Source organism: Hymenobacter caeli, from assembly GCF_013294115.1.
Lineage (GTDB): Bacteria > Bacteroidota > Bacteroidia > Cytophagales > Hymenobacteraceae > Hymenobacter > Hymenobacter caeli.
The window spans coordinates 22,505-48,938 of sequence record NZ_JABSNP010000012.1 but is presented as its reverse complement, the minus strand read 5'-3'; the positions used below and the strand labels follow the sequence as shown (position 1 = coordinate 48,938).

The 26,434-nt window shown below is 64.5% G+C and carries 26 protein-coding genes; 14 read left to right on the top strand and 12 right to left on the bottom strand.

Annotated features, from left to right (window positions below):
• Positions 1–10 precede the first annotated feature (10 nt).
• Both HNP98_RS13355 and HNP98_RS13350 read left to right on the top strand, forming a co-directional pair.
• Positions 11–1,213: a threonine synthase gene (locus HNP98_RS13355; RefSeq protein ID WP_173810578.1), complete on the top strand. Its 1,203-nt coding sequence runs from the start codon at positions 11–13 to the stop codon at positions 1,211–1,213.
• A gap of 217 nt (positions 1,214–1,430) precedes the next feature.
• Positions 1,431–3,263, top strand: a complete 1,833-nt coding sequence (locus tag HNP98_RS13350) for a polysaccharide deacetylase family protein (protein ID WP_173810577.1) — start codon at positions 1,431–1,433, stop codon at positions 3,261–3,263.
• A 22-nt stretch (positions 3,264–3,285) separates the two neighbouring features.
• Here HNP98_RS13350 and HNP98_RS13345 read toward each other — a convergent pair whose 3' ends face one another.
• From HNP98_RS13345 to HNP98_RS13325, 5 genes are all read right to left on the bottom strand, one after another.
• Positions 3,286–3,549 (bottom strand): DUF167 domain-containing protein, encoded by a 264-nt coding sequence (locus HNP98_RS13345; RefSeq protein WP_173810576.1) that lies wholly within the window; start codon positions 3,547–3,549, stop codon positions 3,286–3,288.
• 18 nt (positions 3,550–3,567) lie between these two features.
• Positions 3,568–4,308 (bottom strand): endonuclease III domain-containing protein, encoded by a 741-nt coding sequence (locus tag HNP98_RS13340; RefSeq protein WP_173810575.1) that lies wholly within the window; start codon positions 4,306–4,308, stop codon positions 3,568–3,570.
• 248 nt (positions 4,309–4,556) lie between these two features.
• Positions 4,557–5,570, bottom strand: a complete 1,014-nt coding sequence (locus HNP98_RS21585; protein WP_217425770.1) for a hypothetical protein — start codon at positions 5,568–5,570, stop codon at positions 4,557–4,559.
• 106 nt (positions 5,571–5,676) lie between these two features.
• The gene (locus HNP98_RS13330) at positions 5,677–6,087 is read right to left on the bottom strand and encodes a response regulator (RefSeq protein WP_173810574.1); all 411 of its coding nucleotides are present in this window, start codon (positions 6,085–6,087) and stop codon (positions 5,677–5,679) included.
• Positions 6,088–6,138: 51 nt separating this feature from the next.
• Positions 6,139–7,698 carry a sensor histidine kinase gene (locus HNP98_RS13325; protein ID WP_173810573.1) on the bottom strand — a complete coding sequence of 520 codons (1,560 nt, stop codon included), beginning with the start codon at positions 7,696–7,698 and terminating at the stop codon, positions 6,139–6,141.
• Between the two features lie 73 nt (positions 7,699–7,771).
• Between HNP98_RS13325 and HNP98_RS13320 the strand changes: the two genes are divergently transcribed.
• On the top strand, positions 7,772–8,602 hold the full coding sequence (locus HNP98_RS13320) for a TrmH family RNA methyltransferase (protein WP_173810572.1): 831 nt from the start codon (positions 7,772–7,774) through the stop codon (positions 8,600–8,602).
• 476 nt (positions 8,603–9,078) lie between these two features.
• Here HNP98_RS13320 and galB read toward each other — a convergent pair whose 3' ends face one another.
• From galB to typA, 4 genes are all read right to left on the bottom strand, one after another.
• On the bottom strand, positions 9,079–11,544 hold the full coding sequence (gene galB, locus HNP98_RS13315; protein WP_173810571.1) for a beta-galactosidase GalB: 2,466 nt from the start codon (positions 11,542–11,544) through the stop codon (positions 9,079–9,081).
• A gap of 68 nt (positions 11,545–11,612) precedes the next feature.
• On the bottom strand, positions 11,613–12,056 hold the full coding sequence (gene cynS, locus HNP98_RS13310; protein WP_173810570.1) for a cyanase: 444 nt from the start codon (positions 12,054–12,056) through the stop codon (positions 11,613–11,615).
• Between the two features lie 111 nt (positions 12,057–12,167).
• Complete coding sequence (locus HNP98_RS13305) at positions 12,168–12,683, bottom strand: DUF6630 family protein (RefSeq protein WP_173810569.1); 516 nt, start codon at positions 12,681–12,683, stop codon at positions 12,168–12,170.
• A 107-nt stretch (positions 12,684–12,790) separates the two neighbouring features.
• Complete coding sequence (gene typA, locus HNP98_RS13300; protein ID WP_173810568.1) at positions 12,791–14,602, bottom strand: translational GTPase TypA; 1,812 nt, start codon at positions 14,600–14,602, stop codon at positions 12,791–12,793.
• Positions 14,603–14,843: 241 nt separating this feature from the next.
• On the opposite strand from typA, the gene msrB reads away from it, so the two are divergent.
• The 3 genes from msrB to HNP98_RS13285 all read left to right on the top strand — a co-directional run bounded on the left by msrB (position 14,844) and on the right by HNP98_RS13285 (position 16,773).
• Positions 14,844–15,395, top strand: coding sequence for a peptide-methionine (R)-S-oxide reductase MsrB (gene msrB, locus HNP98_RS13295; protein ID WP_173810567.1), 552 nt, complete (start codon positions 14,844–14,846; stop codon positions 15,393–15,395).
• A 158-nt stretch (positions 15,396–15,553) separates the two neighbouring features.
• Positions 15,554–16,342, top strand: coding sequence for a DUF3050 domain-containing protein (locus HNP98_RS13290; protein ID WP_173810566.1), 789 nt, complete (start codon positions 15,554–15,556; stop codon positions 16,340–16,342).
• 89 nt (positions 16,343–16,431) lie between these two features.
• The gene (locus tag HNP98_RS13285; RefSeq protein WP_173810565.1) at positions 16,432–16,773 is read left to right on the top strand and encodes a hypothetical protein; all 342 of its coding nucleotides are present in this window, start codon (positions 16,432–16,434) and stop codon (positions 16,771–16,773) included.
• Between the two features lie 84 nt (positions 16,774–16,857).
• On the opposite strand, the gene HNP98_RS13280 is transcribed toward HNP98_RS13285, so the two are convergent.
• Entirely contained in the window at positions 16,858–17,631 is a 774-nt protein-coding gene (locus HNP98_RS13280) for a hypothetical protein (protein WP_173810564.1), read from the bottom strand.
• Between the two features lie 249 nt (positions 17,632–17,880).
• Here HNP98_RS13280 and metG point away from each other — a divergent pair, with 249 nt between their 5' ends.
• The gene (metG, locus tag HNP98_RS13275; RefSeq protein WP_173810563.1) at positions 17,881–19,923 is read left to right on the top strand and encodes a methionine--tRNA ligase; all 2,043 of its coding nucleotides are present in this window, start codon (positions 17,881–17,883) and stop codon (positions 19,921–19,923) included.
• A 106-nt stretch (positions 19,924–20,029) separates the two neighbouring features.
• Here metG and pth read toward each other — a convergent pair whose 3' ends face one another.
• Complete coding sequence (gene pth, locus HNP98_RS13270) at positions 20,030–20,593, bottom strand: aminoacyl-tRNA hydrolase (RefSeq protein ID WP_173810562.1); 564 nt, start codon at positions 20,591–20,593, stop codon at positions 20,030–20,032.
• Between the two features lie 251 nt (positions 20,594–20,844).
• Entirely contained in the window at positions 20,845–21,417 is a 573-nt protein-coding gene (locus HNP98_RS13265; RefSeq protein ID WP_173810561.1) for a 50S ribosomal protein L25/general stress protein Ctc, read from the bottom strand.
• Positions 21,418–21,857: 440 nt separating this feature from the next.
• On the opposite strand from HNP98_RS13265, the gene HNP98_RS13260 reads away from it, so the two are divergent.
• From HNP98_RS13260 to HNP98_RS21570, 7 genes are all read left to right on the top strand, one after another.
• Complete coding sequence (locus tag HNP98_RS13260; protein WP_246275132.1) at positions 21,858–22,277, top strand: hypothetical protein; 420 nt, start codon at positions 21,858–21,860, stop codon at positions 22,275–22,277.
• 57 nt (positions 22,278–22,334) lie between these two features.
• A complete protein-coding gene (locus HNP98_RS13255) occupies positions 22,335–22,715 on the top strand; it encodes a hypothetical protein (protein WP_173810560.1) in 381 nt (126 codons plus the stop codon).
• Between the two features lie 75 nt (positions 22,716–22,790).
• Entirely contained in the window at positions 22,791–23,489 is a 699-nt protein-coding gene (locus tag HNP98_RS13250) for a carboxypeptidase-like regulatory domain-containing protein (RefSeq protein WP_173810559.1), read from the top strand.
• Positions 23,490–23,609: 120 nt separating this feature from the next.
• On the top strand, positions 23,610–24,509 hold the full coding sequence (locus HNP98_RS13245) for a MerR family transcriptional regulator (protein ID WP_173810558.1): 900 nt from the start codon (positions 23,610–23,612) through the stop codon (positions 24,507–24,509).
• Between the two features lie 129 nt (positions 24,510–24,638).
• Positions 24,639–25,109 (top strand): peroxidase family protein, encoded by a 471-nt coding sequence (locus HNP98_RS21580; RefSeq protein ID WP_217425769.1) that lies wholly within the window; start codon positions 24,639–24,641, stop codon positions 25,107–25,109.
• Positions 25,110–25,199: 90 nt separating this feature from the next.
• On the top strand, positions 25,200–25,568 hold the full coding sequence (locus tag HNP98_RS21575; RefSeq protein ID WP_217425768.1) for a hypothetical protein: 369 nt from the start codon (positions 25,200–25,202) through the stop codon (positions 25,566–25,568).
• Complete coding sequence (locus HNP98_RS21570) at positions 25,507–26,385, top strand: peroxidase family protein (RefSeq protein WP_217425767.1); 879 nt, start codon at positions 25,507–25,509, stop codon at positions 26,383–26,385. Before HNP98_RS21575 ends, HNP98_RS21570 begins: the two co-directional genes overlap by 62 nt.
• The last annotated feature ends 49 nt before the right edge of the window (positions 26,386–26,434 follow it).

Sequence of the window (26,434 nt, the reverse complement as noted above, 5' to 3'; positions counted from 1 at the left end):
TTGCCTCGTTATGCTGGTAGCCAACTCCTCCGTTTCCCGCCTCCACGCCCTGCACTGCTCGGCCTGCGGCACCGCCTACTCCGCCTTTGAGCTGCAACGCGTGTCGGCCTGCTGCGCCGTGCCGCTGGTGGCCGACTACGACACGGCCGAGCGCCTGACGCCCGCCGCGGGCATCAACGCCGCCGATGCGTCGATGTGGCGCTACGGGGCCCTGCTGCCGCTGCTCGACGACCGCCACAAGGTGACGCTGGGCGAAGGCTTCACGCCCATCCTGGGGCTGCCGCGCCTGGCCGCCCGCCATAATCTGCACTCGCTGCTGCTTAAGGACGAGGGGCAAAACCCCACCGGCTCGTTCAAGGCGCGGGGGCTGAGCATGGCCGTGTCGAAGGCCCTGGAGCTGGGCGCGGAGGGCTGCATCATCCCCACGGCCGGCAACGCCGGGGTGGCCCTGGCCGCCTACTGCGCCCGCGCCGGCCTGGCGGCCACCGTGGTCATGCCGCGCCACACGCCCGACGCCTTCAAAGAAGAATGCTACTGGTACGGGGCCGACGTGGAGCTGGTAGACGGCCTCATCAGCGACTGCGGGGCCCGGGTGCGCCAGCTAAACGCCAGCGGCGTCTGGCTCGACGTATCCACGCTAAAAGAGCCCTACCGCCTCGAAGGCAAGAAAACGATGGGCTACGAAATCGCCGAGCAGCTGGGCTGGCAGCTGCCCGACGTGCTGCTGTACCCCGCCGGCGGCGGCACCGGCCTCATCGGCATCTGGAAGGCCTTCCGCGAAATGCAGGCCCTGGGCTGGCTGGCCCCCGACGCCAAGCTGCCCCGCATGGTGGCCGTGCAGGCCGAAAACTGCTGCCCCCTGCTCGAAACCTACGAGGGCCGCCAGCCCAACTGCCACGCCTACCAGGGCCGCCCCACCCTGGCCAACGGCCTGGCCGTGCCCCACCCCCTGGGCGAGGCCCTGATGCTGCGCGTCCTGCGCGAGTCGCGGGGCACGGTGGTGGCCATCAGCGAGGAAGACATGCTGGCCGGGATGCGCGAGCTGGCCCAGCAGGAAGGCCTGTTCGTGGCCCCCGAGGGCGCGGCCGTGTGGATGGCCGCCCGCCGCCTGCTGGCCAGCGGCTGGCTCCGGCCCCACGAGCAAATTCTGCTGCTGAACACCGGCAGCGCCCAGAAATACCTGGATAACGTGATGGGGAGGAGCCGGGGGTAGAATCAAGAAGCGGGAAGTGGAAAGCGGCTTGGGCCGGGCTGCCGGCTTTTCGCCGGCTGCCCGGTAATCGTCGCGCCAGTTTCAACAGCAAGTAGAGCCCCCGGAACGGCGCGGGCAACGATTCGCCAACGGTGCAGCGATTACCGGGCAGCCGGCGAAAAGCCGGCAGCCCGGGCCGCTCTCCGCTTCCCCTCGCCTGATGCGACCTTTGCGCCCGATGCGCATCCTCCACGTTCTCTCGGCCGAGTTTTTCGCCGGCTCGGCGGCCTACGCCGTGGCCCTGGCCGAGGCCCACCGGGCCCAGGGCCACGCCGTGTGGCTGGTGTCCGACTCGGACCAGCTGCCCACCGGGGCCCGGCAACTGAAAACGGCCATCAGCAACCGCCGCTACGGGCAGCGGCTGCGCAACGCCCGCCTCATCCGCCAGCTGGTGCGCACCGAGCAAATCGACGTGGTGCACGCCCACTCGCGGGCCGCCAGCTGGGTGAGCTACGCCGCCCTGCGCGGCCTCCGGGTGCCGCTGGTGAGCACCGTGCACGGCCGCCAGCACCTGCACACCTCCACGTCGCTGTTTGACATTTACGGCGGTAAAGTCATCGCCATCTGCGCCAATCTGAAAACGCACCTGGTGGAAGAAGTGCGGATGGCCCCCACCAAAATCGTGGCCCTGCCCAACGGCGTAGCCTTTGGGCCAGAAGTTGCGAGCGAAACCTCAGGGCCCCCGCGCATCGCCTTCATCGGCCGCTTCAACGGGGGCAAGGGCGAGCGGGCGGCGGCGCTGTTGCAGCAGGTGTTCCCGCCGCTGCTGGCCGAGTTTCCGGCGCTGCGCCTAGCGCTGATTGGCGGGGAACTGGAGCACTTGCCTACCGCCGGTGAGCAAGCCCTGGCGCAGCTGCAAGCGCAGTTTGGCGAACGGGTCGAGGTGGTGGGCTTTACCGACGACGTGGCCGGCTGGCTGGCCCGCACCACACTTACCATCGGCGCGGGCCGGGTGGCCATCGAGGCCCTGGGGGCCGGCCACGCCGTGCTGGCCTTGGGCGAAGCCAGCTACGCGGGCCTGGTTACAGAAGTGAATTTTGAGGAGGCCGCCGCCTCTAATTTTGGTGATATCTCGGCCCGGGTCGCGCCTTCCGACGTTGATTTTGGGGCCCTGCTGGCCGATGCGCGGGCCTTTCTGGCGCAGCCGCAGGCCGTGCCGGGGGCCCTGCAAGCGCGGGTGCGGGCGCACTACAGCCTGGCCCGGGTGGCCGCCGAAGTGTTGGCCGTGTACCAGTCGGCCCGCATGAAAAAGGCCCTGCCCGGCTTCCTGCCGGTGCTCATGTACCACAAAATCCCCGACGCGCCGCCCGCTACCAAGCACCAGATTTTCGTCACGAAAGACAACTTCGCCCAGCATTTGGCTTTTTTCAAAAGCCGAAATTTCACCCCGATTACTTTCGCCGACTACCTGCAATTTGCCCGCGGCGAGCGGCCCCTGGCCGAGTTTCCCGCCCGCCCCCTCGTCCTCACCTTCGACGACGGCTACCGCGACAACTACACCAACCTGCTGCCCCTGATGCGCCAGCACGGCTACCGCGGCGTGCTGTACCTGCTCGGTGACTTTGCCGTGCGCTACAACCAGTGGGACCTCGCCGCCGACCCCACCGAGCCCCGCGCCGACTTGATGGACGAGGCCCAGAAGCATGCCTTTGTGGCCGCTGGCTGGGAAATTGGGGCCCACACCATGTCGCACCCGCACTTGCCGGCGCTGCCGCTGCCCGAAGCCACGGCCGAAATTCAGCGCAGCAAAGCCAGCTTGGAAACGACCTTGCGCACCGAAGTGGTCAGCTTCGCCTACCCCTACGGCGACCTCAACGGCGACCTGAAAGCCGCCGTGCACGCCGCCGGCTTCGCCTTCGGCGTGGCCACCGATACCGGCGGCCTGCACTTGGAAGACGACCGGCAGCAAGTGTTCCGCGTCAACATGTTCCCGCACGAAACCACCGGCAGCCTATTCAAAAAAACCTCGCCCTGGTACCGCCAATACTACCGCTGGAAGCGCGGCAAGTAGTATGACCTTGGCTGCCCCCGCGCTACAAGGTGGCCAGCCCCCGCGCCATTGCCTCGTCGCTCAACCCCGCCAGTTCCACTTTCTTGAACGGCGCGGCGTGGCCCGCCAGCAACGTTACGTCTTGCTTGGGCAGGCCAAAAGTGGTAGCCAGCAGCACTAGGAGCGCGGCGTTGGCCAGGCCATCGTGGGCCGGAACGGCCAGCCGGGCGGTTACGGCTCCGTCGGGCCCCACGAGCAGTTGGCTGGTGCGGCTGCCGGGCTTGGCTTTGAGGTGCAGGATGGCCATCGGGTCCGCAGAAGTGCGCTAATTGGCGGGTCCCAGCCGCGCCTGGCCAAACGGGCACTCGGCCAGCACCACGCAGCGGGCGCAGGCCGGGGCCTGGTAGAAGCAGCACTTCTGGCCGTGGAACATGAGGGCCTCGTGGTGGTCGTACACCTGCTGGGCGTCCCAGCCGGGCGGCAGCAGGTCGGCCAGCAGCACGTGGGCGGCTTTCTCATCCACCTTGGGGCCGATGAGGCCCAGGCGCTGGGCCACGCGGTGGTGGTGGCTGTCGACGGGCATGGCGGGCCGGCGCAAGTCGCTGAAGAGCAGCGTGGCGGCGCTGGTTTTGGGCCCCACGCCGGGCAGCGTTTCCAGCCAAGTGCGGGCCTCGGGGATGGTCATCGCGCCCAGGAAGCGCAGGTCGCCGCAGGGGCCGCCGTCGCAGCGGTTGCTCACTTCGCGCAGCACGGCTTGCAGGCGCGGGGCTTTCTGCTCGGGCCAGGTGCAGGCCCGGATGGCGTGCTGCACGGCTTCCGTGGGGGCGTCGCGCACGGTGTCCCAGTCGGCGAAAGTGGCCCGCAATTCCTGGTAGGCGCGGTGCGAGTCGGCATTTTTGGTGCGGTGCGAAAGCAGGGCACTCATCAGCTCGCTCAGGGGGTCTTTGGTGCTGAAAAACCGGAACGGGGCCCCGTACTCGGCGCACAGCTGGGCGTGCACGCGCAGCGCTTTGGCCTGGCGCTCAGCAAAGGCCTCGGCGGTTTCAGAAGGGGCAACAGCTTTCATGTCCTGGGTACGCGCCGGGACGCTGCTTTGTTAGTCGCTGGTTGTTGGTTGTTCGTTGATAATGGCGCTGTTTAAGAATTCTGAAAAATCATCCAAAACGTCCTGCTCGCCCGGCGTCCGCATATCGAAGCGAGGGAGGTGTTTCGGCAGACAAGCGGACGCCGGGCGAGCAGGACGTTCTAATTTGAACAAAATTCCCGCCGTCAATTGGTAATAGCCACGCTGCCGCAACGACCGACAACCAAAACCTAGCGTGTGCCCGGCGTGCCGTTGTAGAGGGCAATGGCCTGGCGTTGCGAGGCGGCCTGCTTGCCTTGCAGCACGATGGGCACGATGAGGATGGGGATGCCCGCGTAGAGCAGCGGCGAAATGGACTGCTGGCCGTTGTTGGATTGCAGCGATTGCAGCACGCCGGCCAGCAGCAGGCCGCCGCCCACCACGTAGGCCGCCGTGATGGCCGTTTGGTAGTGGCGGCCCTGGGCCAGCAATTCCTGGGCCCCGGCGTTGTCGCGGGTGGCCAGGGCCAGGTTGCGGTAGTTCAGGCTCTGGATGGGGCCGTTGTCTTTGCTGAAGTACTCGGTTTTGGTGGTGCGGTAGCCGTTGTTGTACGGGTAGCCCCCGTAGCCCCCGCCGGGGTAGCCGCCGTAGCCCCCGCCGTAGCCCCCAAAACCGCCCAGCCCGTAGCCGCCATAGCCAGGGCTATACGAGCTGCTCAGCGTCGAGTACAGGCTGATGCGGCCGGTACGGTCGCGCCGGAACGTGGTTTCGCGCGACGAGTTGGGCAGCGTGGTGCGCACGTAGTGGCCGGTCTCATCTTCGTAAAAGCCCACGTCGGAAAAATCAATTTTGCGCTGGCCGTCGAGCAGCAGGTAGCTGTGCCCAAAAATGGGGCTGTGTTGCTCCACGCTGTACACGTTGTACACCATGCCGCTCTTCAGGCCCACCTGGAAGCGGGTGGGGCGGCTGCTGCCGCCCGGCAGCTGGCCGGCGGGCGTGGGCGCGTACACCGGCGTGGGGGCCGTGGCCGGGCCGGGCGTCGGGGCGGCGGCCGGTTGGCTCACCGTCTGGCGAACCGCCGAATCGGCGGGGAGTGCCGCGGCGGGCGCGGGCGCTGCCGGGGCTGGCACTGCCGCACGGCGCGGCGCCGGGGTGGGTACGGTGGGCGGGGCCCCCAGCTGGCGCGGGCCGTCGTCTTGGGCGCGGGCCAGGGGCGCGGCTGCCCCCGCGGCCAGCAGGCAAGCAAAGAAAACCGAGAGTTTCATGCGGCAATAAGCAAAAGAAAAGCGAGCCGCCCCGCGGCCGTCCGGGGGCTGCGGGGCAAACCGCCGCCCGCCGCCGGAAATTCCCGCCCCGTCCCGAAGGACGGGCTTATTTCAGCAGCTGTTCCAGCAGGCTCAGGCTATCGATGAGGTCGGCGCTGGTTTCAAAATCGAGGGGCTTGAGGATGTAACCGTGCACGCCCAATGCCGTGGTGGCGGCGCGGTCGGCCTCCATGCCCGAGGTAGTCGTCACGAACACCGGGATGTCGCGCAGCTCGGGGTCGGCCCGCAGCTCGGTCAGGAACTCTTCGCCGTTCATGCGGGGCATGTTCAGGTCGAGCAGGATGACTTCGGGCAGGGGCCGCAGCGCCTGCTGGCCCTGGCGGCCCCGCAGCAAATCGAGGGCCTCCTCGCCGTTGAACGCCGTGTGCAGCGTGTGCGGCACGTTGAAGCGGGCGAAAGACCGTTGCGCCGTCATCGTGTCGAAAATATCGTCTTCCACTAAAAGGACCGAGCGCATGGATAAAGAAGTTGAGGAGTAATAACCAACAAAGGACGGCTGGCCCGCCAGCTATGACAAGAGTGCCAAGGCCGGGTTTAACGTTGCATCGGCCGGCGGCGCGGCGGCCACGCGGGCCGCTTCCCGGGGCCAGGTGAAGATAAAGGTTGCGCCCTGCCCCCGCGCCGATTCCACGCGGATGGTGCCGGGCTGCTCCTCCACAATTTTCTTCACGATGCTCAGGCCGATGCCGGTGCTCTCGGGGGTGTGGCGGTCGCGCAGGGTTTGGAAGAGCTGAAAGATTTTCTGGTGGTGGGCCGGGGCGATGCCGGGGCCGTCGTCTTCCACCCGAAACTCGTAGTGGCCGTCCGCGTCGCGGCAGCGCACGGCAATGCGGCCCGGGCCCGGCCCGTGGTACTTCACGGCGTTGTCGAGCAGGTTGGTGAACACCTGCTGCAAGCCCAGGCGGTCGGTGCGAAAGGTGGGCAGGCCGGGGGCCAGGTCCAGCGCAAAGGCGGCCGGCACCACCAGGTCGGCGGCCTCGCGCAGCAGCGCGGCCACGTCGGTGAGGGCCGGCGGACGGGCCCCGCGCCCCACCCGGGCGTAGGCCAGCAAGCCGTTGATGAGGTCTTCGAGGCGGCCGAGGCGGCCTTTTATCTGGTCGAAATACGTGCGCACTTCGGGCGAGAATTCGGCGGCGTGCTCTTCGTCGAGCCACTTCACGAGCGTGGCAATGCCGCGCAGCGGGGCCTTCAAATCGTGCGAGGCCACGTAGGCGAACTGGTCCAGCTCGCGGTTGCGCTGGGCCAGGGCCTCAAAGCTCTGGTCGAGGCTCTGGGTCATGCGGTTGAGCAGGGCGGCGAGGTCGCCGAGGCCATCGGTGGCGGCGTCGGCAATTTTTACCGTGTAGTCGCCGCGCACCACCTGCTCGGCCAGGTCGCGGATGGCCCCGATGCGCCGGGCCACGTCGGCGTTCACGCCGGCCAGTTCGGCTTGCAGGCGCTGGTTGTCGCGCAGCTCGCGGGTGATGCGCCACAGCAGCCAGCCCACCAGCAGCAGGGCCAGGATGCCCGTGCCGCCCACCACCAGCGGCGTGGCGTGCTCAAACATGCCCTGGGAGGCGGTGCGCTGGCCCAGCAGGCGCAGCTCTTCGGCCTTCACCCGCCGGAAAATGATGCGGGCGGCCCGCATCGTCAGGCGGTCGGTGTTGAGGGCCGTGAGCAGGTCGGAGTGGCTGAGGGAGGCGTCGGGGTTGCCCAGCGGGCGCAGCGCCCGGAACTCCAGCGCCACCATGTCGCGCAGCGAGTCGAGCCGGGCCTGCTGGGTGGGGTGGCCCTGCGACAGCCGCTGCACCTGCGCCTGCAAGGCGGGCAGCTGGCGCACGGCGTTTTTGTAAGTGCGCAAAAACACCGTGTCGCCGGTGAGGCGGTAGCCGCGCACGCCCGTCTGGGCGTCGCGCAGAATGGCGTTCACGGCGTCGGTTTCCTGGATGACCTGGTAGGTGTGCTGCACCTGCTGCGTTTGCCGCTGCAAGCCCCGGATGCTGAGCAGCGCCGCGGCCCCGCTCAGCAGCAGCACGGCCACGGCCCCGGCAAAGCCCAGGAGGAGTTTGGTGTCGAGGCGAAGGTTCATGGCCAAAAGAATAGCTGGGCGAAACGGGCCGCCGGACGGCCCCACCGCGAAGGTACAGCGTACCTTCGCGGCCATGCCGTTTGCTCCTTCCGACCGCCTTAGCAGCCCCCAAAACCCGCGTATCAAGCAGCTGCTGCGCCTCCAGCAGAAATCCGCCGAACGCCGGGCCCTGGGCCTTACCCTGGTCGAAGGCCTGCGCGAGCTGGCCATTGCCGTGGGGGCCGGCGTGGCCGTGGCCACCGTCTTCACCTGCGCCGAGCTGGCCGGCACGGCGGGGCTGGCGGCGGTGCAAAACCTGTTCTCCGGCGGCGACTTTGCCCCCGAGTGGCTGGAGGTGACCCGCCCCGTGTTCGAGAAAGTGGCCTACCGCGAGGGCTCCGACGGCCTGCTGGCCGTGCTGCACACGCCCGCCCGTACCCTGGCCGGCCTGCGCCTGCCGCCCAACCCGCTGGTGCTCGTGCTGGAGGCCGTGGAAAAGCCCGGCAACCTCGGGGCCATCCTGCGCACCGCCGACGCGGCTCCCGTCGATGCCGTGCTCGTCGGCGATGCCCGCACCGACTTGTTCAACCCCAACGTTATCCGGGCCAGCATCGGCTGCGTGTTCACGGTGCCCGTGGTGGCCGCGCCGATGGCGGAGGTGCTGGAATTTCTAAAAGAAAACGGCATCCGTACTTACGCCGCCGCCCTCACGCCCCGCGCCCGCGCCTACACCGCGTGCGACTTCCGGGGCCCCACCGCCCTGGTGCTCGGCACCGAAGCCGACGGCCTGACGCCCGCCACCCAAGCCGACTGCGACGCCACCATCATCATCCCCATGATGGGCCGCATCGACTCGCTCAACGTGAGCGTGGCCGGGGCCGTGCTGGCCTTCGAGGCCGTGCGCCAGCGCCAGGCCGGCGCCTAAGCCGCATTTTGATGGTAGTTATAAGTCTTTTTGGCGGTCATGCTGAACGCAGTGAAGCATCTCTCCCGCTTCACTGAATGGACTCAGCGAAACGGGAGAGATGCTTCACTGCGTTCAGCATGACCGCTCCTTTGTTAGCAACAATTTCTTAAGAGCCTGATGCCTTGTCAGCATCAATTGGTCTAGAGGCGTTGATGTCGGGTGGATTGGAATACCCGGCAGGCCGGGCGTAAGCGTCTAGTATTTTGATGAAGGCATTTACCCTGTCAGCCAAGTCCTCCCTCATCCTTTTCATGTCAGCCCGTAATTCTTCGGCAGTATAAGAGCCCCGGCTTCGTTCTTCCTGCTTCGCGGCATCGGGGTCCTCACTCATGACTTTTGCGTTTTGATTGGAGCGTCAACTTGTTTCTGACCTAAGCTAACCAACAATGGCTGGGGGCCCCAGCGCGGCAGTTCTTCGCTGCGGAAAAGCAAGGCTACTGCGCGGCCGTGCTCGTCTTTAGCTCGATTTCCCCGCTCTTCAGGCCGGTGCCGGTGGCCTTGAGGCGCAGAGCCCCGGCCTTGTTGCTGGCCTGCACAATGGCCATTACCTGGCCGCTGAAGGCCTTCATCTGGGGCTTCTGGAAGGACTCCAGGCTGGTGGGGTCGCCGTTGCCCACGGCGCGGAAGGTGCCCGCCCCGCTCACGGCAAACTTCAACTCATTCGTGGCGTCGGGGCACAGGTTGCCCCGGGCGTCCTCCACGCGGGCCGTCACGTAGGCCAGGTCCTGGCCGTCGGCGGCCAGCGACGTGTGGTCGGCCACCAGCTTGATGTGGTGGGGCTTGCCGGCGGTGTGCACTTCCTCCGTGGCGGCGGCTTTGCCCTGGGCGTCGTAGGCCACTACTTTCAGCGTACCGGGGGCGTACTTTACGTCGTTCCACATCAGGCGGTAGCGGGTCTGGGGCTGGTCGGAGGGGCCCTTGGTTTGGCGGCCTTGGCTCTTTCCGTTCACAAACAGCTCGGCCGAGGGGTAGCTGGTGTAGCAAAACACGGGCGTGGGCTGGCCTTCGCGGCCGGGCCAGGTCCAGTGCGGCAGCAGGTGCAGGGTGGCCGCGGTGGTGTTCCAGCGGGCCCGGTACAGGTAGAAGCGGTCCTTGGGCATGGTGGCCAGGTCCATCATCCCGAACAGGGAGCTGTGCGAAGGCCACTGCTCGTCGTAGGGCGTGGGCTCGCCGAGGTAGTCGAAGCCCGTCCACACGAACTCGCCCATCACGTAGGGCAAATCGTCCTGGGCCACGAACTCTTCGTCGGGCGTTTGCGACCAGTTGCAGGCCTCCAGGTCGTACGACGACGACTGCTGGTCGGCGTACTTCTTGTCCTTGGCTTTCACCGCCGGGAATTTATACACCCCCCGCGAGCTGACCGTGGACGCCGTTTCCGAGCCGAACAAAAAGCCCTGGGGCAGCTTGCCGTAGGCCTCGGGGTAGCGGTGCGGCTTGTAGTTGAAGCCCGGCACGTCGAGCACCGAGGCGAAGTTGTTCTTCAGGTCGTCGTCGAAGCGGTCCATGCCGGCCATCACCAGGCGGGTGGGGTCTTCGCGGTGGCAAATGTCTTGCAGGCGCTTGGCAATTTTGTTGCCGCCGGGCGTGCTCTGGTCGGGCACCTCGTTGCCGATGCTCCACATAATCACCGACGGGTGGTTGCGGTCGCGGTGCACCATGTTCACGATGTCGCGCTCCGACCACTCGTCGAAGTACTGGCTGTAGCCGTTCTTCACCTTGGGCGTTTTCCACTCGTCAAAGGCCTCCACCATCAGCATGAAGCCCATTTCGTCGCACAGGCTCACCAGCTCGGGGGCCGGCATGTTGTGCGAGGTGCGGATGGCGTCGCAGCCCATGTTCTTGAGCAGCGTCAGCTGCCGGCGCAGGGCGGCGGTGTTGACGGCCGCGCCCAGGGGCCCCAGGTCGTGGTGGTTGCACACGCCCTTGAACTTGCGCACCTGCCCGTTCAGCGAGAACCCTTTGTTGGCCTCGAATTTGAACGAGCGGATGCCAAACCGCGTGGTGTAGGCGTCCTTCAGCGCGTCGCCGGCGTACAATTTTGAGGAAGCGGTGTACAAAACCGGCGTCTCCGGGGCCCACAGCTTGGGCTGGGGCACCACCAGGTTCTGCTCAAATTCCAGCCCGTCGGTGGCCGCCAGGGCAGTGCTCGTGGTGGCCACCACCTGCCCGGCCGCGTCGCGGATTTCGGTTTGCAGGCGCAGCGGCTGGAAGGCCCCGTTCGGCGTTTCCACCTTGGTTTTGAGCCGCACCTTGGCCAGCCCCGCCGTGATTTCGGGCGTGGTGACGTAGGTGCCCCACACCGGAATGTGCACGTCGTCGGTCACCACCAGGTGCACATTGCGGTAGAGGCCGGCCCCGGGGTACCAGCGCGAGGCTTCGGGCTGGTTTTGCAGCCGCACGGCCAGCGTGTTGTTACCGTCGGGGCTCAGAAAGGACGTGATGTCGAACGAAAACGAGTTGTAGCCGTAGGGCCAGTAGCCCACCTCCTTGCCGTTCACGAACACGTGGGCGTTGCTCATGGCCCCATCGAAGAGCAGCACCGCCCGCTGGCCGGGCCCGAACTGCGGCACCGCCAGCCGCCGCCGGTACCAGCCCGTGCCGATGAACGGCAGGCCCCCGGTGCGGCCGGCTTTCAGGCTGGCTTTGGCCTCATTATTTTGCTCTATTTTAACGGCTTGCAAGTCATTGTTCCCGTCGAACGGCCCCGCAATGGCCCAGTCGTGCGGCACGCTCACCGTCTGCCACTTCGCATCCTGGAAAGTCGGGTTAGCAGCGTCGGGTATTTCGCCCTTGGCAAATTTCCAGTCGGTGTCGAGCAGGTACTCGTGGCGGGCCTGGGCGGCGGCGGGGCGGGTGGCCAGCAGCAGGAGCGCGGCAGCCAGGGTTTTGAGGGTGGGCATGGGGGAGGAGTAGAGCGGGTGGCGTATTCGGCCCGAAAGCTACGCCCCTCCCCGTTTTGCGCCGCCGCCTAGTAGGATTTATAGGGCAAAAACTTGCCGCTCATCACCACGTGCACCCGGTCGCCGTTGGCGTTAGGCTCGCGGCTGATGTCCATCGAAAAGTCGATGGCGCTCATGATGCCGTCGCCGAACTCCTCACTAATCAGCTCCTTAATGGTGAGGCCGTACACGTTCACCAGCTCGTACCAGCGGTAGATGAGCGGGTCGGTGGGCACGGCCGTGGGCAGCGAGCCTTTGTAGGGCACGATTTGCAGCCAGGCGGTTTCCTCGTCGTCCAGGCCAAAGGTTTGCTTGGCCACGGCGGCCTGGGCGGCCGTCAGCTTCATCTGGCCGAGCAGGGCGGCGGTGGCGTACTCCTTGCTCAGGCCCATCTGCTGGGCCACGTCGGCCCAGCGCAGGCCATGCTTTACTTTGGCGGCGATGATTTTCTCGGTGACGGTGGCGCGGTCCATGGCGGTAAGTGCAAGTGGTGAGAAATGAAAAAACCGGCCCCGCACTATCGGGGCCGGTTCCTCAACCAGCGGCGCGGGGCCTTGTTTGGGGCCCAAGGAGTAGCCTGGGCGCTAATATACCGTCACGCCGAAGCCCAGGGCCGCGGCCTGCTGGCGCACGGCTTCCGCCTGCGCATCGGCCACCATGCCCAATGGGAAGACGTCGCTGTCGAGCGTAAACAGCACCAGGGCCAAGCCCAGGGCCTCCAGCGCGTCCTGCACGGCGTCGAGCTGCTCGGGGCCCGCGCCGCGGCGGCCGGCCATGGCTCCGGGGGCCAAGGCCACACCCCGGCCCTGCTGCGCCAGGATGTCGTTGAGGGCCTCCACGAGCTCCGCGGGGGTATCCTGCTCGTCGCTTTCCCAGGCCAGGTCTTCGGCCAGCAGGGCGTCGAGCAGGGCCACGTCGCGCAGCTCCTGGGCCGGCAGGGCCCCGGCCATGCCCCGCTCGGCCAGCTCCTCGGCAAACTCGATTTGGTACGCCTCCGGGTCGGCCAGCACCAGGGCCAGCCGGGCCGTGGCCCGCTCGGCGGCGGCGGCGTTGGCGCCGGTGAAGTATTGAACGAATTGGTGCAGTGGGGTGGAATTCATGGGAGAGGAAAGTAGTATTAGAACAAAGAAAAAGGGCGCGACCAAAGCCGCGCCCTCTCTCAAAAAATAATCAGCAAAATCACGGTTAATCCGCGAAAATCAGTGATTTACTCGGCCGTTTTGGCGTAGCGCAGGCGCTCGTTTTCGTCGAGTAGAATCTTGCGCATCCGGATCGACTTCGGCGTCACTTCCAAGTACTCATCCTTCTGGATGTATTCCATGGCTTCCTCCAGCGAGAACTGGCGCTTGGGCACGATCTTGGCGTTGTCGTCGGTGCCCGACGCGCGCATGTTGGTCAGCTTCTTGCCTTTCTGGATGTTTACGGTCAGGTCGTTCGGGCGGGTGTGCTCGCCGATTACCTGGCCGCCGTACACTTCCTCGCCCGGATCGACGAAGAACGAGCCGCGGTCCTGCAACTTGTCAATCGTGTAGGCGGTGCCGGGGCCCGTCTCCAACGAAATCAGCGAACCAGCAATGCGGCCGGGGATGGGGCCCTTGTGCTCTTCGTAGTCCACGAAGCGGTGGTTCATGATGGCCTCGCCGCCGGTGGCGGTCAGCACGTTGTTGCGCAGGCCAATCAGGCCGCGCGACGGAATGGTGAATTCCAGGTGCTGCAAGTCGCCCTTGGGCTCCATGATGGTCATTTCGCCCTTGCGCATGCTCACCAGCTCAATCACTTTGCCGGCCGATTCCTCGGGCACGTCCACCACCAGCAATTCGATGGGCTCGGTGCGCTTGCCTTTTTCGTCCTCCTTGAACAGCACCTGGGGCTGGCCCACCTGCAGCTCGTAGCCTTCGCGGCGCATGGTTTCAATCAGCACCGACAAGTGCAGAATGCCGCGGCCGAACACCAGGAAGGTGTCCTCTTTGTCGGTGGCTTCCACGCGCAGGGCGAGGTTTTTCTCGGTTTCCTTGAACAGCCGGTCGCGCAGGTGGCGCGAGGTCACAAACTTGCCTTCCTTGCCGAAGAACGGCGAGTTGTTGATGGTGAACAGCATGTTCATCGTCGGCTCGTCGATGCTGATGCGCTCCAATTGCTCGGGGTTGTCGGCGTCGGCCAGCGTATCCCCAATGTCGAAGCCTTCGATGCCCGACACGGCGCAGATTTCGCCGCTGCTCACTTCGTCCACTTTCACGCGGCCGAGGCCTTCAAACACGTGCAGCTCGCGGATTTTTACTTTCTTGATGCTGCCATCAGCCTTCATCAGGCTCATGTTGCTGCCTTCCTTCAGGGTGCCGCGGTGCACGCGGCCGATGGCGATGCGGCCCACGAACGACGAGTAGTCGAGCGAGGTAATCTGCATTTGAGGCGTGCCCTCCAAGGTCGGCGCGGGCGGAATCGAAGAGATAACCGCGTCGAGCAGCGGAATCAGGTTATCCGTCTTCACCTTCCAGTCGGTGCTCATCCAGCCCTGCTTCGAGGAACCGTACAAGGTCACGAAATCAAGCTGGTCTTCCGAAGCGCCGAGGTTGAACATCAGGTCGAAAACCTGCTCGTGCACCTCGTCGGGGCGGCAGTTCTCTTTGTCTACTTTGTTCACCACCACGATGGGCTTGAGGCCCAGGTCGATGGCTTTGCCGAGCACGAAGCGGGTCTGCGGCATGGCGCCTTCAAAGGCATCTACGAGCAGCAATACGCCATCGGCCAGCTTCAACACGCGCTCTACCTCACCGCCGAAGTCGGCGTGACCAGGGGTGTCGATGATGTTGATTTTGGTGCCGTTGTAGCGTACCGATACGTTTTTGGAAACGATGGTAATGCCACGCTCGCGCTCCAGGGGGTTGTCGTCGAGGATGAGGTCGTCGAAGTGCTGGTGGGCGTCAAAAATCTTAGAAGCGTGGATAATCTTATCCACTAGGGTCGTCTTGCCGTGGTCAACGTGAGCGATGATGGCAATGTTCCGAATATTGTTGGCCATATGGGTTGGTTTTGCGGGTGCAAAGGTACGTATAAAAAGGCGCAAAGCCTCGTGGTAATCAAGTCTTAACCTCCAGCGGCTGCGGCGTACGGCCACGCAGCCAAGGGTATAGCTGCAAATTGGTTAGGCGGGGCGTAAGGTTCCCGGCCGGTTGGCGTCTGCCGCCCCGACCGAACCGGACCCCGGCTGCGTATGTTGAGCCGTTGCCCCTTCAAATTCAAAAATAATAGTCTTTTCGACCATGCGCTCCACCTTGTTATTTTTCGTTATTTCCGCCCTCACCCTCAACGTGGCCTGCTCGCAGAAGCAACCCGGCACCGTGGCCCTGGCTGAGCCCAAAGGCCAGACGGCTGCCCCCGGCACCTACCCCCGGCCCGCGGCCGTGACGGGCAAGCCCGGCGAGTTCCCGGTGCAAAAAACCGATGCCGAATGGCGCAAGCAGCTCACGCCCGACCAGTACTACATCCTGCGGGAAGAAGGCACCGAGCGGCCCTTCACAGGCAAGTACCACGACAATCACGCCGCCGGTACCTACTACTGCGCCGCCGACCACAACCTGCTGTTCACTTCCAATACCAAGTTTGACTCGGGCACCGGTTGGCCCAGCTTTTGGGCCCCGGCCAACAGCGCCAGCCTGAAGGTGAAGTCGGACGAGAGCTTCGGCATGAGCCGCGACGAAATTGTGTGCGCCAAGTGCGGCGGCCACCTTGGCCACGTGTTCAGCGACGGCCCCAAGCCCACCGGCGAGCGGTACTGCATGGACGGCAACGCGATGGTGTTCGAGAAGAAGTAGTCCGGGCCCGCCCGTTTCCCCCGAAAACCGTCCCCCGGCATATTGCGCCGGGGGACGGTTCCGTGTTAAATCCGGCGGGCCGGCGCAAACAATTAGGGGCGCAAACCGGATTTAATCCTCGACTGATTATTCCATTTCGTTACTTGTCCATACCCGTTATGCCCACCGAAATTAATTCCACCGAGGCCCTGCAAGCCGGCTTGTTGCCCACCCGCCAGCGCCTGCTGGCCCACGGCCTCTACGGCCAAATCCAGACCCTCGACGACCTGCGCCAGTTCATGGCCCACCACGTATTCGCGGTGTGGGATTTCATGTCTTTGCTGAAAACTTTGCAACGCGACCTTACCTGCGTGACGCTGCCCTGGGTGCCCACGCCCAACCCCGCCACCCGCCGCCTCATCAACGAAATCGTGCTGGAAGAAGAGTCCGATGTGGACCCCCAGGGCCGGCCCACCAGCCACTTCGAGCTGTACCTGCGGGCCATGCGCGAGTGCGGGGCCGACACCGCGCCCGTGGAGCGGCTGCTGGCCGCGCTGGCCGAAGGCCAGCCCGTGGCCGCCGCGCTGGAGGCCGCTGGGGCCCCGGCGTCGGTGCGCCAGTTCGTGCAGAACACGTTTGATACCATCGGCACCGGCCAGCCCCACGCAGTGGCGGCGGCCTTCACCTACGGCCGCGAAGACCTCATCCCCGACATGTTTCGGCAGCTGGTGGGGCGCTTGCAGGCGCAGTTTCCGGGCCAGCTCGACACGTTTATTTATTACCTCGACCGCCACATTCAGCTCGATGAGGAGGTGCACACGCCCTTGGCCCAACAAATGGTGCGCGAGTTGTGCGGGGCCGACGCGTCCCGCTGGCAAGTGGCGCTGCAAGCGGCCCAGCGCAGCCTGGAAGCCCGCCAGGCCCTCTGGGACGGCGTGACGCGGGCCCTGGCTCTGGTGGCGGTGTAAATACTTTTAACCCCCCGGCCCCGCGCCGCGTTTCAAGCAACGGCCGCCCAGTTCCGGGCGGCCGTTTTGCGTTGCCGCATCACCCGACTATGAAACCACTTTTCCGCTTACTGGCTGTCCTGGGCGCGGCCGCGCTGCTGGGGGCCTGTTCCGCCGCCGAGCAAACCGCCGAAACCGCCGCCCCGCGCACCACCCCCACGACCATCAACTCCGACGCCGACCGTCGCGCCGTGTACGACAGCAACGGCGGCTACAACGGGGCCGTGCCCGACGCCACGCCCGGCCGCGTGCACTTGGGCGAACAGGCCGCCGGCATCAATTCCAAGCAGCGCGTCGGCAACCTGGGTACCAACTCGGCCAACACCACCACGCCCGAAACCAACGTGCGCCGCATCCGCTACGAAGGCGACACGCTGGGCAGCCGCCCCTAAAAACCTGCGCCCCGCGCCAAAAAGCCGGCCCACCGCCCCCGAAGGAACAGTGGGCCGGCTTTTTGGCGCGGGGCGCAGGGTAAGCTAAACGCTCACTTCGCCGGTGCTGGCGCCGTCGGCCGTGTTCAGCAAATCCGTGGTTTCGGGCTGGGCCGCCTCTGCTGCCGCGGCGCGGGGCTTGGGGCCGCGCTTGGCCCCCGTGGCCGGCGTGCCGGGCTTAGGGCCGCGCTTTTTGGTGGCCGCGGCAGTGGCCGCGGGCTTGCGGCTGCTCTTGGCGGCGGCCTCCGGGGCGGGGGCAGCGGCTTCGGGGGCGGGCTTGGCGCTGCCCTTCTTAGGGGCGGGGGCTACGGCAGCAGTTTTGGGCTTGGGCCCGCGCTTCTTGGCGGCTGCGTCGGGGGCTTCGGCGGCCGGGGCGGTGGAGGTGGCCGCTGGGCTGGTGGCGCGCGGCTTGCGCTCCGTGCCGTCTTTTTTCAGGCCCTTGCTGGTGCTGGCTTTGGCTGCTCCTTCGGGCATGGCCCCGTCGTAATGCCGCACGATGGTGTGCAACGCCTGCTCAAACATCCGTTCCGTGTCGCCGTCCAGGCGGCGGGTAGCTTCTTTCACCACTTCCTTCAGCTTGGCCTTCGTTTCTTTGCGGATGCGGGCCACCACTTCGCTCATCCGGCCGTCGAGTTCTTTTTGCAACTGCTTGGCCGCGGAGCGCAACGATTTTTTCTGGCTGACTTTTTTGGCCGCGTGGGTATCGCTCAGGTCGGTGCTGGCCCGGGTGGCCGCTTTTTCCGACTTGCGCTGGGCCTTCTCGACCGGAGTGCGCTTAACTTTTTTTTCCGGTTGAGCGGGAGAAGCAGGTTTTTTCATGATGAGAAAAAAGAGAATGAATTGTTGGTTGGTGCTTGGCGAAAGAGGTGAAAAATTAGTGCTCGGTACCGCTAATTGTGTTCAAATATAAAATAAATAGCAACGCGAACAATTCTTTAATTATTTTTTGCTGCTTTCAAAATTGACTTTTCTGTTTTCACGTGCAATTCCGGGCCGTTTCAGGCGGTGAGAATTATTTTTTGGTGGTTCGCTCCACTGCTTCTTCGCTCTTAACTATTTATTTGATTCATGGCTGTTTTCCCTCAGCGCTACACGGTTACGGCCGCTTTGCCCTACGCCAACGGTCCGGTACACATCGGCCACCTGGCCGGCGTTTACCTGCCCGCCGATATTTATGTGCGCTATCTGCGCTCGGCGGGCCGCGACGTAAAATTTATTTGTGGTTCCGACGAGCACGGGGTGCCCATTACCATTCGCGCGCAGAAAGAAGGCGTTACGCCCCAGCAGGTAGTCGATAAATACCACGCCCTCATCCGCGATTCATTTAGTGATTTCAACGTCTCGTTCGACGTTTACTCGCGCACTTCCTCGCCCACGCACGCCGAGGTCAGCAGCAATTTTTTTCTACGGCTTTACCGCGACGATAAATTTATTGAACAAACCACGCAGCAGTATTTCGACGAGCAGGCCCAGCAATTTCTGGCCGACCGCTACATTGTGGGCACCTGCCCCAACTGCGGCAACGAAAACGCCTACGGCGACCAGTGCGAGCGGTGCGGTACGTCGCTCAGCCCCACCGAATTAATTAATCCGCGCAGCATGCTCAGCGGGGCCCAGCCGGTGCTGCGCGATACCAGGCACTGGTTTTTGCCGCTCGACGAATACGAGCCCTGGCTGCGCGAATGGATAATTGAGGGCCACAAACACGATTGGAAAAACAACGTGTACGGCCAGTGCAAGTCGTGGATTGACCAGGGCCTGCACCCGCGCGCCGTGACCCGCGACCTGGACTGGGGCGTGCCCGTGCCGCTGCCCGGGGCCGAAGGCAAGGTGCTGTACGTGTGGTTTGACGCGCCCATCGGCTACATCTCGGCCACCAAAGAGGCATTTCCCGACGAGTGGGAATTGTACTGGAAAGACGCGGGCACCAAGCTGGTGCATTTTATTGGCAAAGACAACATCGTTTTTCACTGCATCATCTTTCCCGTCATGCTGAAGGCGCACGGCGAATACATTCTGCCGAACAACGTGCCCGCCAACGAATTTCTGAATCTGGAAGGCGACAAAATCAGCACGTCGCGCAACTGGGCGGTGTGGCTGCACGAGTATTTGCAGGACTTCCCCGGGCAGGCCGACGTGCTGCGCTACGTGCTGTGCGCCAACGCCCCCGAGACGAAGGACAACGATTTTACGTGGAAGGATTTCCAGGCCCGCAACAACAACGAGCTGGTGGCCACGCTCGGCAATTTTGTGAACCGCGCGGTTGTGCTCACGCACAAATTTTTTGGCGGCGCAGTGCCGGCCGCGGGCGAGCTGCTGGCCATTGACCGCGAGGCACTGGACCAGCTGGCGGCTTTTCCGGCCAAAATTGGTGAGTTGATTGACAATTACCGTTTTCGCGACGCGCTGGCGGAGGTGATGAACCTGGCGCGCCTCGGCAACAAGTACCTGGCCGATACGCAGCCCTGGCACCTCATCAAAACGGACGCGGCCCGCACCGGTACCGTACTGCACGTGGCCCTGCAAATTGCGGCGGGCCTGGCCCCGCTGCTGGCCCCGTTCCTGCCCGATTCGGCCCAGAAGTTGGCCACCATGCTCGCCACCGACCTGGTGGCCTGGGCTGCCGCCGGCCGCCCCGACGCCCTGGGGGCGGGCCACCAGCTGCGCGAGCCGGCCTTGCTGTTTGCCAAAATTGAAGATGCCACGGTGGAAGCGCAGGTGCAAAAGCTGCTCGACACCAAAAACGCCAACCTGCTGGCCAACGCCCCAGTGGCCGAAGCCAAGCCCGCCGTAAGCTTCGATGATTTTCAGAAAATGGACCTGCGCGTGGGCACCATCGTGGCCGCCGAAAAAATAGCCAAAACCAAAAAACTCCTCAAACTTACCGTGGACGTGGGCCTGGAGCAGCGCACCATCGTGAGCGGCATCGCCGAACATTTCACCCCCGAAGAACTGGTGGGCCAGCAAGTGCAGGTCTTGCTCAACCTGTTGCCCCGCGAATTAAAAGGCATCCAGAGCCAGGGCATGCTGCTAATGGCCGAGAATGCCGACGGCAGCCTGGCGCTCATGCAACCCGGCAAAGCGGTGCGCAACGGCAGCCCGATTAATTAACCAGCGGCGGCAACCAGCGGCGGCAACCAGCGGTAGCCCAACGAACGGCCCCCGGAATGTACACGCGCACATCCCGGGGGCCGTTCGTTGGGCTACCGCTGGTTAATTATTTTACATTTACCGCGTTCATGGCACGTTCCAGGCCCAGGGCCCCGAAGGCCAGCACGGCTTCGGCGGCTTTTTCGATGCGCGTGGGCAGTTCTATCCGTTCGTCGGCCGAGAAGGGGTCCAGCACGTAATCGACTTGCCGGCCTTTGGGGAAATTAGCGTCCACGCCGAAGCGCAGCCGGGCGTACACGTCGGTGCCGAGCGTGGCCTGAACGTCTTTGAGGCCGTTGTGCCCGCCGGCCGAGCCCTGGCCCTTGAGGCGCAGCTTGCCAAAGGGCAGGGCCAAATCATCGGTGACGACGACCATGTTTTCGACCGGAATTTTCAGGGCGCTGAGCCAGTGCGCGGCGGCCTTGCCGCTCAGGTTCATGTAGGTGGTGGGCTTGACCAGCGCGTAGGTGTGGCCCTTGCTTTTAATTTGGGTAGTGAAAGCGTGACGGCCGGTTTCGAAGCGCGGCGCGTCAAATTTTTCCGCCAAATAATCGGCCACCATAAAACCGATGTTGTGCCGCGTGTGGGCGTATTCAGGGCCGATATTACCCAAAGCAAGAACTAGAAACATAGACCACAGATTTAACGGATTTTTAACGGATTAAACGGATTTTTGGGTTTCCGCTCGTTCGTTTAAGCAGGTGAGTAAGCTGGAAAAACAACGATTTAATTGACTACGGAGCGTGCACAAAAAAGCCGTCCTGCGCAGGACGGCTTTCTTGCAATGCTCAATACAAAATCAAACCAGAACGAAGGGATAAGAACGGGCGGAACTCCAAAAAATCCGTTCAATCCGTTAAAAATCCGTTCAATCCCTGGTCCTTACTTACCGGCGGCCAACTCGCCTTTGAGGGCGCGCGGGATGGCGATGCTGGCAATGGGGGCCAGGGGATTGGTAAGGATGGCGAAGTTTTTGGTGGCCACGGCCGATACTTTGATGGACTTGCCCAGCTCCATGCCGCTGATGTCAACCTCCACGTAGTCGGGCAGGTTTTCGGCGTTGGCCTTCACTTTCAGCTTGCGCAGCGTGCTCACCAACCGGCCGCCGGCCAGTACGCCCGGCGACACGCCCACGTACTTAATCGGAATGTCCATCTTCACTTCTTTGCCGTCCTCGATTTCCAGGAAATCGACGTGCAGCAGCATTTCGTTCACCGGGTGGAACTGGGCGTCCTGCACCACGGCGCGGTACAAGGTGCCTTCCACGTTCAGGTCCACGATGTGGGCCTCGGGGGTGTACAGCAGCTCGCGGAACAGGATGGCGGGCACCGAAAAATGCACCGTGTCCTTGCCGCCGTACAACACACACGGTACTTGCGAATCCAGGCGCAGGGCCTTGGCATCCGTTTTACCGAGATTCGCTCTTTTAAACCCTACAATCTCGAGGCTTTTCATAAAAGAAGTTCTTGAAAATGAATTTCCGCCCCGGCAACCCTTGCCGAAACGGGCCGCAAAGGTAGGGAATATACCCAGGAGCCACAACTAAACTATAAGAACAGGAAGGCGTTGCGCCGGCGCATTTCGCCGGCAGCAGTACGGCAGCCGCCAAAGCCGCGTGGGCCCCGGGCGCGGCGCAAGGCCGGACGGGCGCTGCCTGCAAAAGCGCACACCGCCGGCCTGACCCCTAAAATACTGGCCGTTTAAATCCGTGCATTCGGCCAGTACTTGGGCGGGTTAGCCCGGTCTCCGGGTTATTCTGTTTAACGGATTTTGTCAAACAGTTAAACAGATCGAGCTTTGTATAGAATTAAAGGCTCACCCAATAGACTGTTTATCAGCCATTAGGAGAAGAATCATTTTTTATCTGGTTAAAGTCCTGCTGGCGCATTTTTCCCATGAACATTCCTTTTCTTACCCGTTTGCAGGGCCTCGCCCAACCCGCCGTGCCCGGCCCGCTGCGGGCCCAGGCGGCGGCCACGGTGGCGGCGGTGCGGGCGGCCCTGCCAGAGCTGCTGGCCGTGGCGGTCATCGACATTGAGAGCGGACAAGCACTGGCGGCCCACTCCAACACGCCGCGCCTCGACCCGGCCAAAGCCGCGCCGCACAACGCGGAGGTGGTGCGCCAAAAACGGCGGGCCCTGCTCGCGCTGGCCTTGCCGGACGAAAAAATTGAGGACATCCTCATCACCCTGCGCGGGCAAATTCACTTGTTGCGCATCAGCCGCGACGATAAACGCCTCTTGTACCTGGTGGTGAGCCCCCTCGACACCAACCTGGCCATCGCCCGCGGCGTGTTGCAGGCGCACAGCGGTTAACCGGCTTTTTCCCGACCCGTTTTTCCATTCACTCCACTCCATAAATTTATTTCACCCATGGCCTATACCACTAATACCCCGACCGGACAAGCCGTCCAAAACATCATCGACGAACTGCCCCAGCTGGTGGCGGTCGCCATCGTGGACGCGCAGTCGGGCATGGCCCTGGCTTCGCATTCCAACTCGCCCACCTTCAACCCCGAAACCGCCGCCGCCTATAACACCGAGGTGGTCAAGCAAAAGCAGAAGGCTCTGACGGCCCTCAAGCTGCAAAGCGAAACCATTAATGACATCCTGATTACCCTCACCAATCAGCTCCACCTCATTAATATAGCTGAAGGCGGCAAGAAATTTATTTACCTCGTGGTGAACTCGCGCGACACCAACCTCGCCATTGCCCGCGACGTGCTGCGCCAACAGTCCGAGCTGCTCAAGTAAGCCCGGCGGCCCGGCCTCCGGGCTTCTTTACGCACACTCTTTTAATTTTTCTCCCAGTCTCCAATTTTTCCCAATATGAAATTAACTGCTTCTCCCTTCGATGCGGCCACCGGCACGCTGCTGCCCGTGTACCGCGACGCTTACCTGCGCGGCGACTTGTCGCACCAAGGCAGTGCCGCCGTGGACGCCCACCTCAAAACCGACCGGCTGCTGGCCAACGACACCCTGCACCGCCTCCACGCAATGCAGCAGCAGGGCGAGCAGGTGCGGCCCGTGGGCTGGGTGCAGCGCCAGCTGGAACTGGTGCGCACCGAGCCCCAGCGCTTCCGCCGCCGCGCCGCCGCGCTCGTGGCCGGGGCCCTGCTGGTGGCCGGAGCATCCATGGCCACCAGCACCCCGGCCGTTTCCAACCTTGCCGCCGGGGGGCCGGCGGCGGAGCCCGCCCTGGCCGGCGAAGCGAGCGGGGCCGCCGTGGCGCTGGTGACCGTGCGCGGGCGCATCCTGGACGAGAACGGCCGGCCCCTGGTGGGGGCCACGGTGCTCGACAAACGCTCGGGCCGCGGGGCCGGTACCGACGCCAACGGCAACTACGCGCTGCGGGTGCCCGCCGCCTTGGCCGGCACCACCAGGCTCCAGTTCGGCTACGGCGGCTACGCCGAAGACGAAGTGCAGTTGAAAGGAAAGTTTACCCAGAACATGACGCTGGTGCCGCGGGACGCCGCCGGGCAGGACGCGCCCGCGCCCACGCGCCGCCACCGCTGGCTGTTCTTTTAAGCGCCCGCGGAAAGCCTGGAGTGAGCAGCTAACGGGGAAAACACCGGAGCACCGCGGCAAAGCAATTTGCCCGGCCGGTGTTTTCCCCGTTATCATTGCGATTAACTTATTGTAGGTTCTGTGGGCCAGTATTCCATCAGCGATTTAGAGCAGCTCTCCAACGTCAAGGCGCACACCATCCGCGTGTGGGAGCAGCGCTACGGCTTGCTCCAGCCCGCCCGCACGGCCGCCAACATCCGCTATTACAGCGACGACGACCTGCGCCGGCTGCTCAACGTGGCGTCGCTGTGCGAGCGGGGCCTCCGCATCTCGGCCGTGGCGCGGCTCAGCGAGCACGAGCGGGCGCAGGCCGTGGGGGCGCTGGCCGGCGAGGCGGCCGCCGGCCACGGGCCCCGCATCAACGCGCTGGTGGCGGCCATGCTGGGCCTCGACGAGCCCCTGCTGCACCGGCTGCTGGGCGAGGCGGTGGCGCAGCTGGGGCTCGAGCCGGCCATGGTGGAGGTGGTGTACCCGCTGCTGCGGCGCATCGGGCTCTCGTGGCAGGCCGGCACGCTCAACGCCGCGCAGGAGCACCTGGTGTCGCAGCTGGTGCGCCAGCGGCTGCTGGTGGCCGCCGACGGGCTGCCCGCGGCCCCCGCCGGGGCCCCGCGCTGGCTCCTGTTTCTGCCCGAGGGCGAGCTGCACGAGCTGGCTTTGCTGTTCATCAACTACGCGCTGCGGGCCCGGGGGCAGCAGGTGCTTTTCCTGGGCCAAAATTTGCCGCTGGCCGACGTGGAAGCCGCGTGCCGGGCGTTCCGGCCCGATGCCGTGGCTACGGTGCTCACGGCCGTGCCCGCCCGCGAGCGGGTGCCGGCCTTTGCCGCCGAGCTGCGCCGCCGCTGCCCGGGGCCCCAGCTGGTGTTCTACGGCCCGCTGGCCCAACTGGTGGGCACGCCGCCCGCGGGCTCCCACCTGCCGGCCCTCATCACCGACTTCCTGGCCCTGATAGCCGTGTTGGGCCAGCTCCGGGCCGGGCAGTAACGGGCCCCCGCCCCTGGCCCGGGCTGCCCGCACCGGGTCGTTCGCCGTCCTATCCCGGGGGTGTTTTACACGAACAGCGGGTTACACGAACAGCGGGCTGCTGCGCTTGGCACCTACTGGGGCCCCGAAGTGTACAAGGACCTCGCGAAAGCGGACTCGTTTGACGAGATGGTGACGCGCGACAAGCGCTGGCGCGGCCAAAACGGCGACGCCGACTACGACCTGGAGAACCCGCTGGCGGCCTCGCATCAGTCCCTGATTTACGTGAACCCCGAAGGCCCTTACGCCAACGGTGACCCGCTGGGTTCGGCGCGCGACATCCGCGTGACGTTCTCGCGCAGGGCCATGAACGACGAGGAAAGCGTGGCCCTCATTGCCGGCGGCCACGCCTTTGGCAAGAGCCACGGCATAGTCAAGCCGACCGAAACCGGGGCCCCGCCCGAGATTGCGCCGATGGAGCTGATGGGCCTGGGCTGGCACAACCCCGAGGGCCCCGGCAACGCCGAGCTCACGATGACCAACGGCATCGAGGGCAGCTGGACGCCGCACCCCACGCGCTGGAACAACGACTACCTCACCAACCTGTTCAAATCTGAGTGAGCGTAGACCAAGAGCCCGGCCTGCGCCCTGCAATGGACCCCGGTTGACAAGAACGCCCCCAAGACGCCCGACGCGCACATCCCCGGCCAGATGAACGCCCTGACGATGACGACGACCGACATTGCCTTCAAGGTGGACCCCGCTTACCGCGCGGTGTGCGAGAAATTCCTTGGCGATTTCGACGCGTTTACCCAGGCCTTTTCCAAGGCCTGGTACAAGCTGACGCACCGCGACATGGGCCCCCGTGAGCGCTACCCCGGTGCCGAGAAGGTGAACGAAAACGACCTGCTCTGGCAGGACCCGATTCCGGTGGCCGATTACGCCACATATCGACGCGGCCGACATTGCAGCGCTGAAGCAGTCGATTCTGGCTTCGGGTGTTTCGGTTTCTGGCCTCGTGTACACGGCTTTTTCGGCGGCGGTTGCGCACCGCAGCAGCGACAAGCGCGGCGGTGCTAATGGCGGGCGGCTCGCGCTAGCCCCGCAAAAGGACTGGGCAGTGAACCGCCGCACGGTGCCGGTCATCGCGGCTCTGCGCACGGCGCTGGAGGAGTTCAACGGCCAGCCGGCGGGTGGCAAGCACGTTTCGCTGGCCGACCTCATCGTGCTGGGCGGCTGCGCGGCGCTTGAAAAAGCGGCCGCCGCTGCGGGCGTTGCCACCGAAGTGCCCTTCACGCCGGGCCGCCGCGACAGCACGCAGGCACTCACCGACGTTGAGATGTTCACGTGGCTGAAGCCCGTGGCCGACGGTTTCCGCAACTACCTTGGCAAAGGGTTTGGGGATACTTTGCAGGGCGTTTCGCCGGAGGAGATTTTTCTCGACAAGGCGCAGCTGCTCTCGCTCACCTCGCCCGAGTGGGTGGCGCTGACGGGCGGCCTGCGGGCCATGAACGCCAACCACGACGGTTCGCCCTACGGTAGCTTCACCGACCGCGTGGGCGTGCTCACCAACGACTTCTTCACCGTGCTCACGAGCACGGAATACGACTGGAAGAAGGACGACGCGAAGGGCCTGACTTTCTCGCTCGAACACCGCGAAACGGGCAAAAGCCGCTTTGTGGCGACCCGCTCCGACCTCTTGTTCGGCTCCAACAGCCAGCTGCGGGCCGTGGCGGAAGTTTTCGCCGGCGGCGACGGCCACAAACGCTTCGTGAGAGCGTTGGCGAAGGCCTGGGACAAGGTGATGATGCTCGACCGCTGCGACGTAAAACCTGATAATAAGGCATTAATTCCGTTAAATGAGGAGCTGACCGATAGTGGTCAGCTCCTCTTTTAGTCAAGGAAAATGCTTGGTTGCTCTTACGGGAGAGGCGAGCCGGCGGCCC

Excerpts from the sequence above, each read along its gene's own strand:
- HNP98_RS13355 (WP_173810578.1), top strand. The coding sequence starts at position 11 with ATGCTGGTAGCCAACTCCTCCGTTTCCCGCCTCCACGCCCTGCACTGC.
- HNP98_RS13350 (WP_173810577.1), top strand. The coding sequence starts at position 1,431 with ATGCGCATCCTCCACGTTCTCTCGGCCGAGTTTTTCGCCGGCTCGGCG.
- HNP98_RS13345 (WP_173810576.1), bottom strand. The coding sequence starts at position 3,549 with ATGGCCATCCTGCACCTCAAAGCCAAGCCCGGCAGCCGCACCAGCCAA.
- HNP98_RS13340 (WP_173810575.1), bottom strand. The coding sequence starts at position 4,308 with ATGAAAGCTGTTGCCCCTTCTGAAACCGCCGAGGCCTTTGCTGAGCGC.
- HNP98_RS21585 (WP_217425770.1), bottom strand. The coding sequence starts at position 5,570 with ATGAAACTCTCGGTTTTCTTTGCTTGCCTGCTGGCCGCGGGGGCAGCC.
- HNP98_RS13330 (WP_173810574.1), bottom strand. The coding sequence starts at position 6,087 with ATGCGCTCGGTCCTTTTAGTGGAAGACGATATTTTCGACACGATGACG.
- HNP98_RS13325 (WP_173810573.1), bottom strand. The coding sequence starts at position 7,698 with ATGAACCTTCGCCTCGACACCAAACTCCTCCTGGGCTTTGCCGGGGCC.
- HNP98_RS13320 (WP_173810572.1), top strand. The coding sequence starts at position 7,772 with ATGCCGTTTGCTCCTTCCGACCGCCTTAGCAGCCCCCAAAACCCGCGT.
- galB (WP_173810571.1), bottom strand. The coding sequence starts at position 11,544 with ATGCCCACCCTCAAAACCCTGGCTGCCGCGCTCCTGCTGCTGGCCACC.
- cynS (WP_173810570.1), bottom strand. The coding sequence starts at position 12,056 with ATGGACCGCGCCACCGTCACCGAGAAAATCATCGCCGCCAAAGTAAAG.
- HNP98_RS13305 (WP_173810569.1), bottom strand. The coding sequence starts at position 12,683 with ATGAATTCCACCCCACTGCACCAATTCGTTCAATACTTCACCGGCGCC.
- typA (WP_173810568.1), bottom strand. The coding sequence starts at position 14,602 with ATGGCCAACAATATTCGGAACATTGCCATCATCGCTCACGTTGACCAC.
- msrB (WP_173810567.1), top strand. The coding sequence starts at position 14,844 with ATGCGCTCCACCTTGTTATTTTTCGTTATTTCCGCCCTCACCCTCAAC.
- HNP98_RS13290 (WP_173810566.1), top strand. The coding sequence starts at position 15,554 with ATGCCCACCGAAATTAATTCCACCGAGGCCCTGCAAGCCGGCTTGTTG.
- HNP98_RS13285 (WP_173810565.1), top strand. The coding sequence starts at position 16,432 with ATGAAACCACTTTTCCGCTTACTGGCTGTCCTGGGCGCGGCCGCGCTG.
- HNP98_RS13280 (WP_173810564.1), bottom strand. The coding sequence starts at position 17,631 with ATGAAAAAACCTGCTTCTCCCGCTCAACCGGAAAAAAAAGTTAAGCGC.
- metG (WP_173810563.1), top strand. The coding sequence starts at position 17,881 with ATGGCTGTTTTCCCTCAGCGCTACACGGTTACGGCCGCTTTGCCCTAC.
- pth (WP_173810562.1), bottom strand. The coding sequence starts at position 20,593 with ATGTTTCTAGTTCTTGCTTTGGGTAATATCGGCCCTGAATACGCCCAC.
- HNP98_RS13265 (WP_173810561.1), bottom strand. The coding sequence starts at position 21,417 with ATGAAAAGCCTCGAGATTGTAGGGTTTAAAAGAGCGAATCTCGGTAAA.
- HNP98_RS13260 (WP_246275132.1), top strand. The coding sequence starts at position 21,858 with ATGAACATTCCTTTTCTTACCCGTTTGCAGGGCCTCGCCCAACCCGCC.
- HNP98_RS13255 (WP_173810560.1), top strand. The coding sequence starts at position 22,335 with ATGGCCTATACCACTAATACCCCGACCGGACAAGCCGTCCAAAACATC.
- HNP98_RS13250 (WP_173810559.1), top strand. The coding sequence starts at position 22,791 with ATGAAATTAACTGCTTCTCCCTTCGATGCGGCCACCGGCACGCTGCTG.
- HNP98_RS21575 (WP_217425768.1), top strand. The coding sequence starts at position 25,200 with ATGAACGCCCTGACGATGACGACGACCGACATTGCCTTCAAGGTGGAC.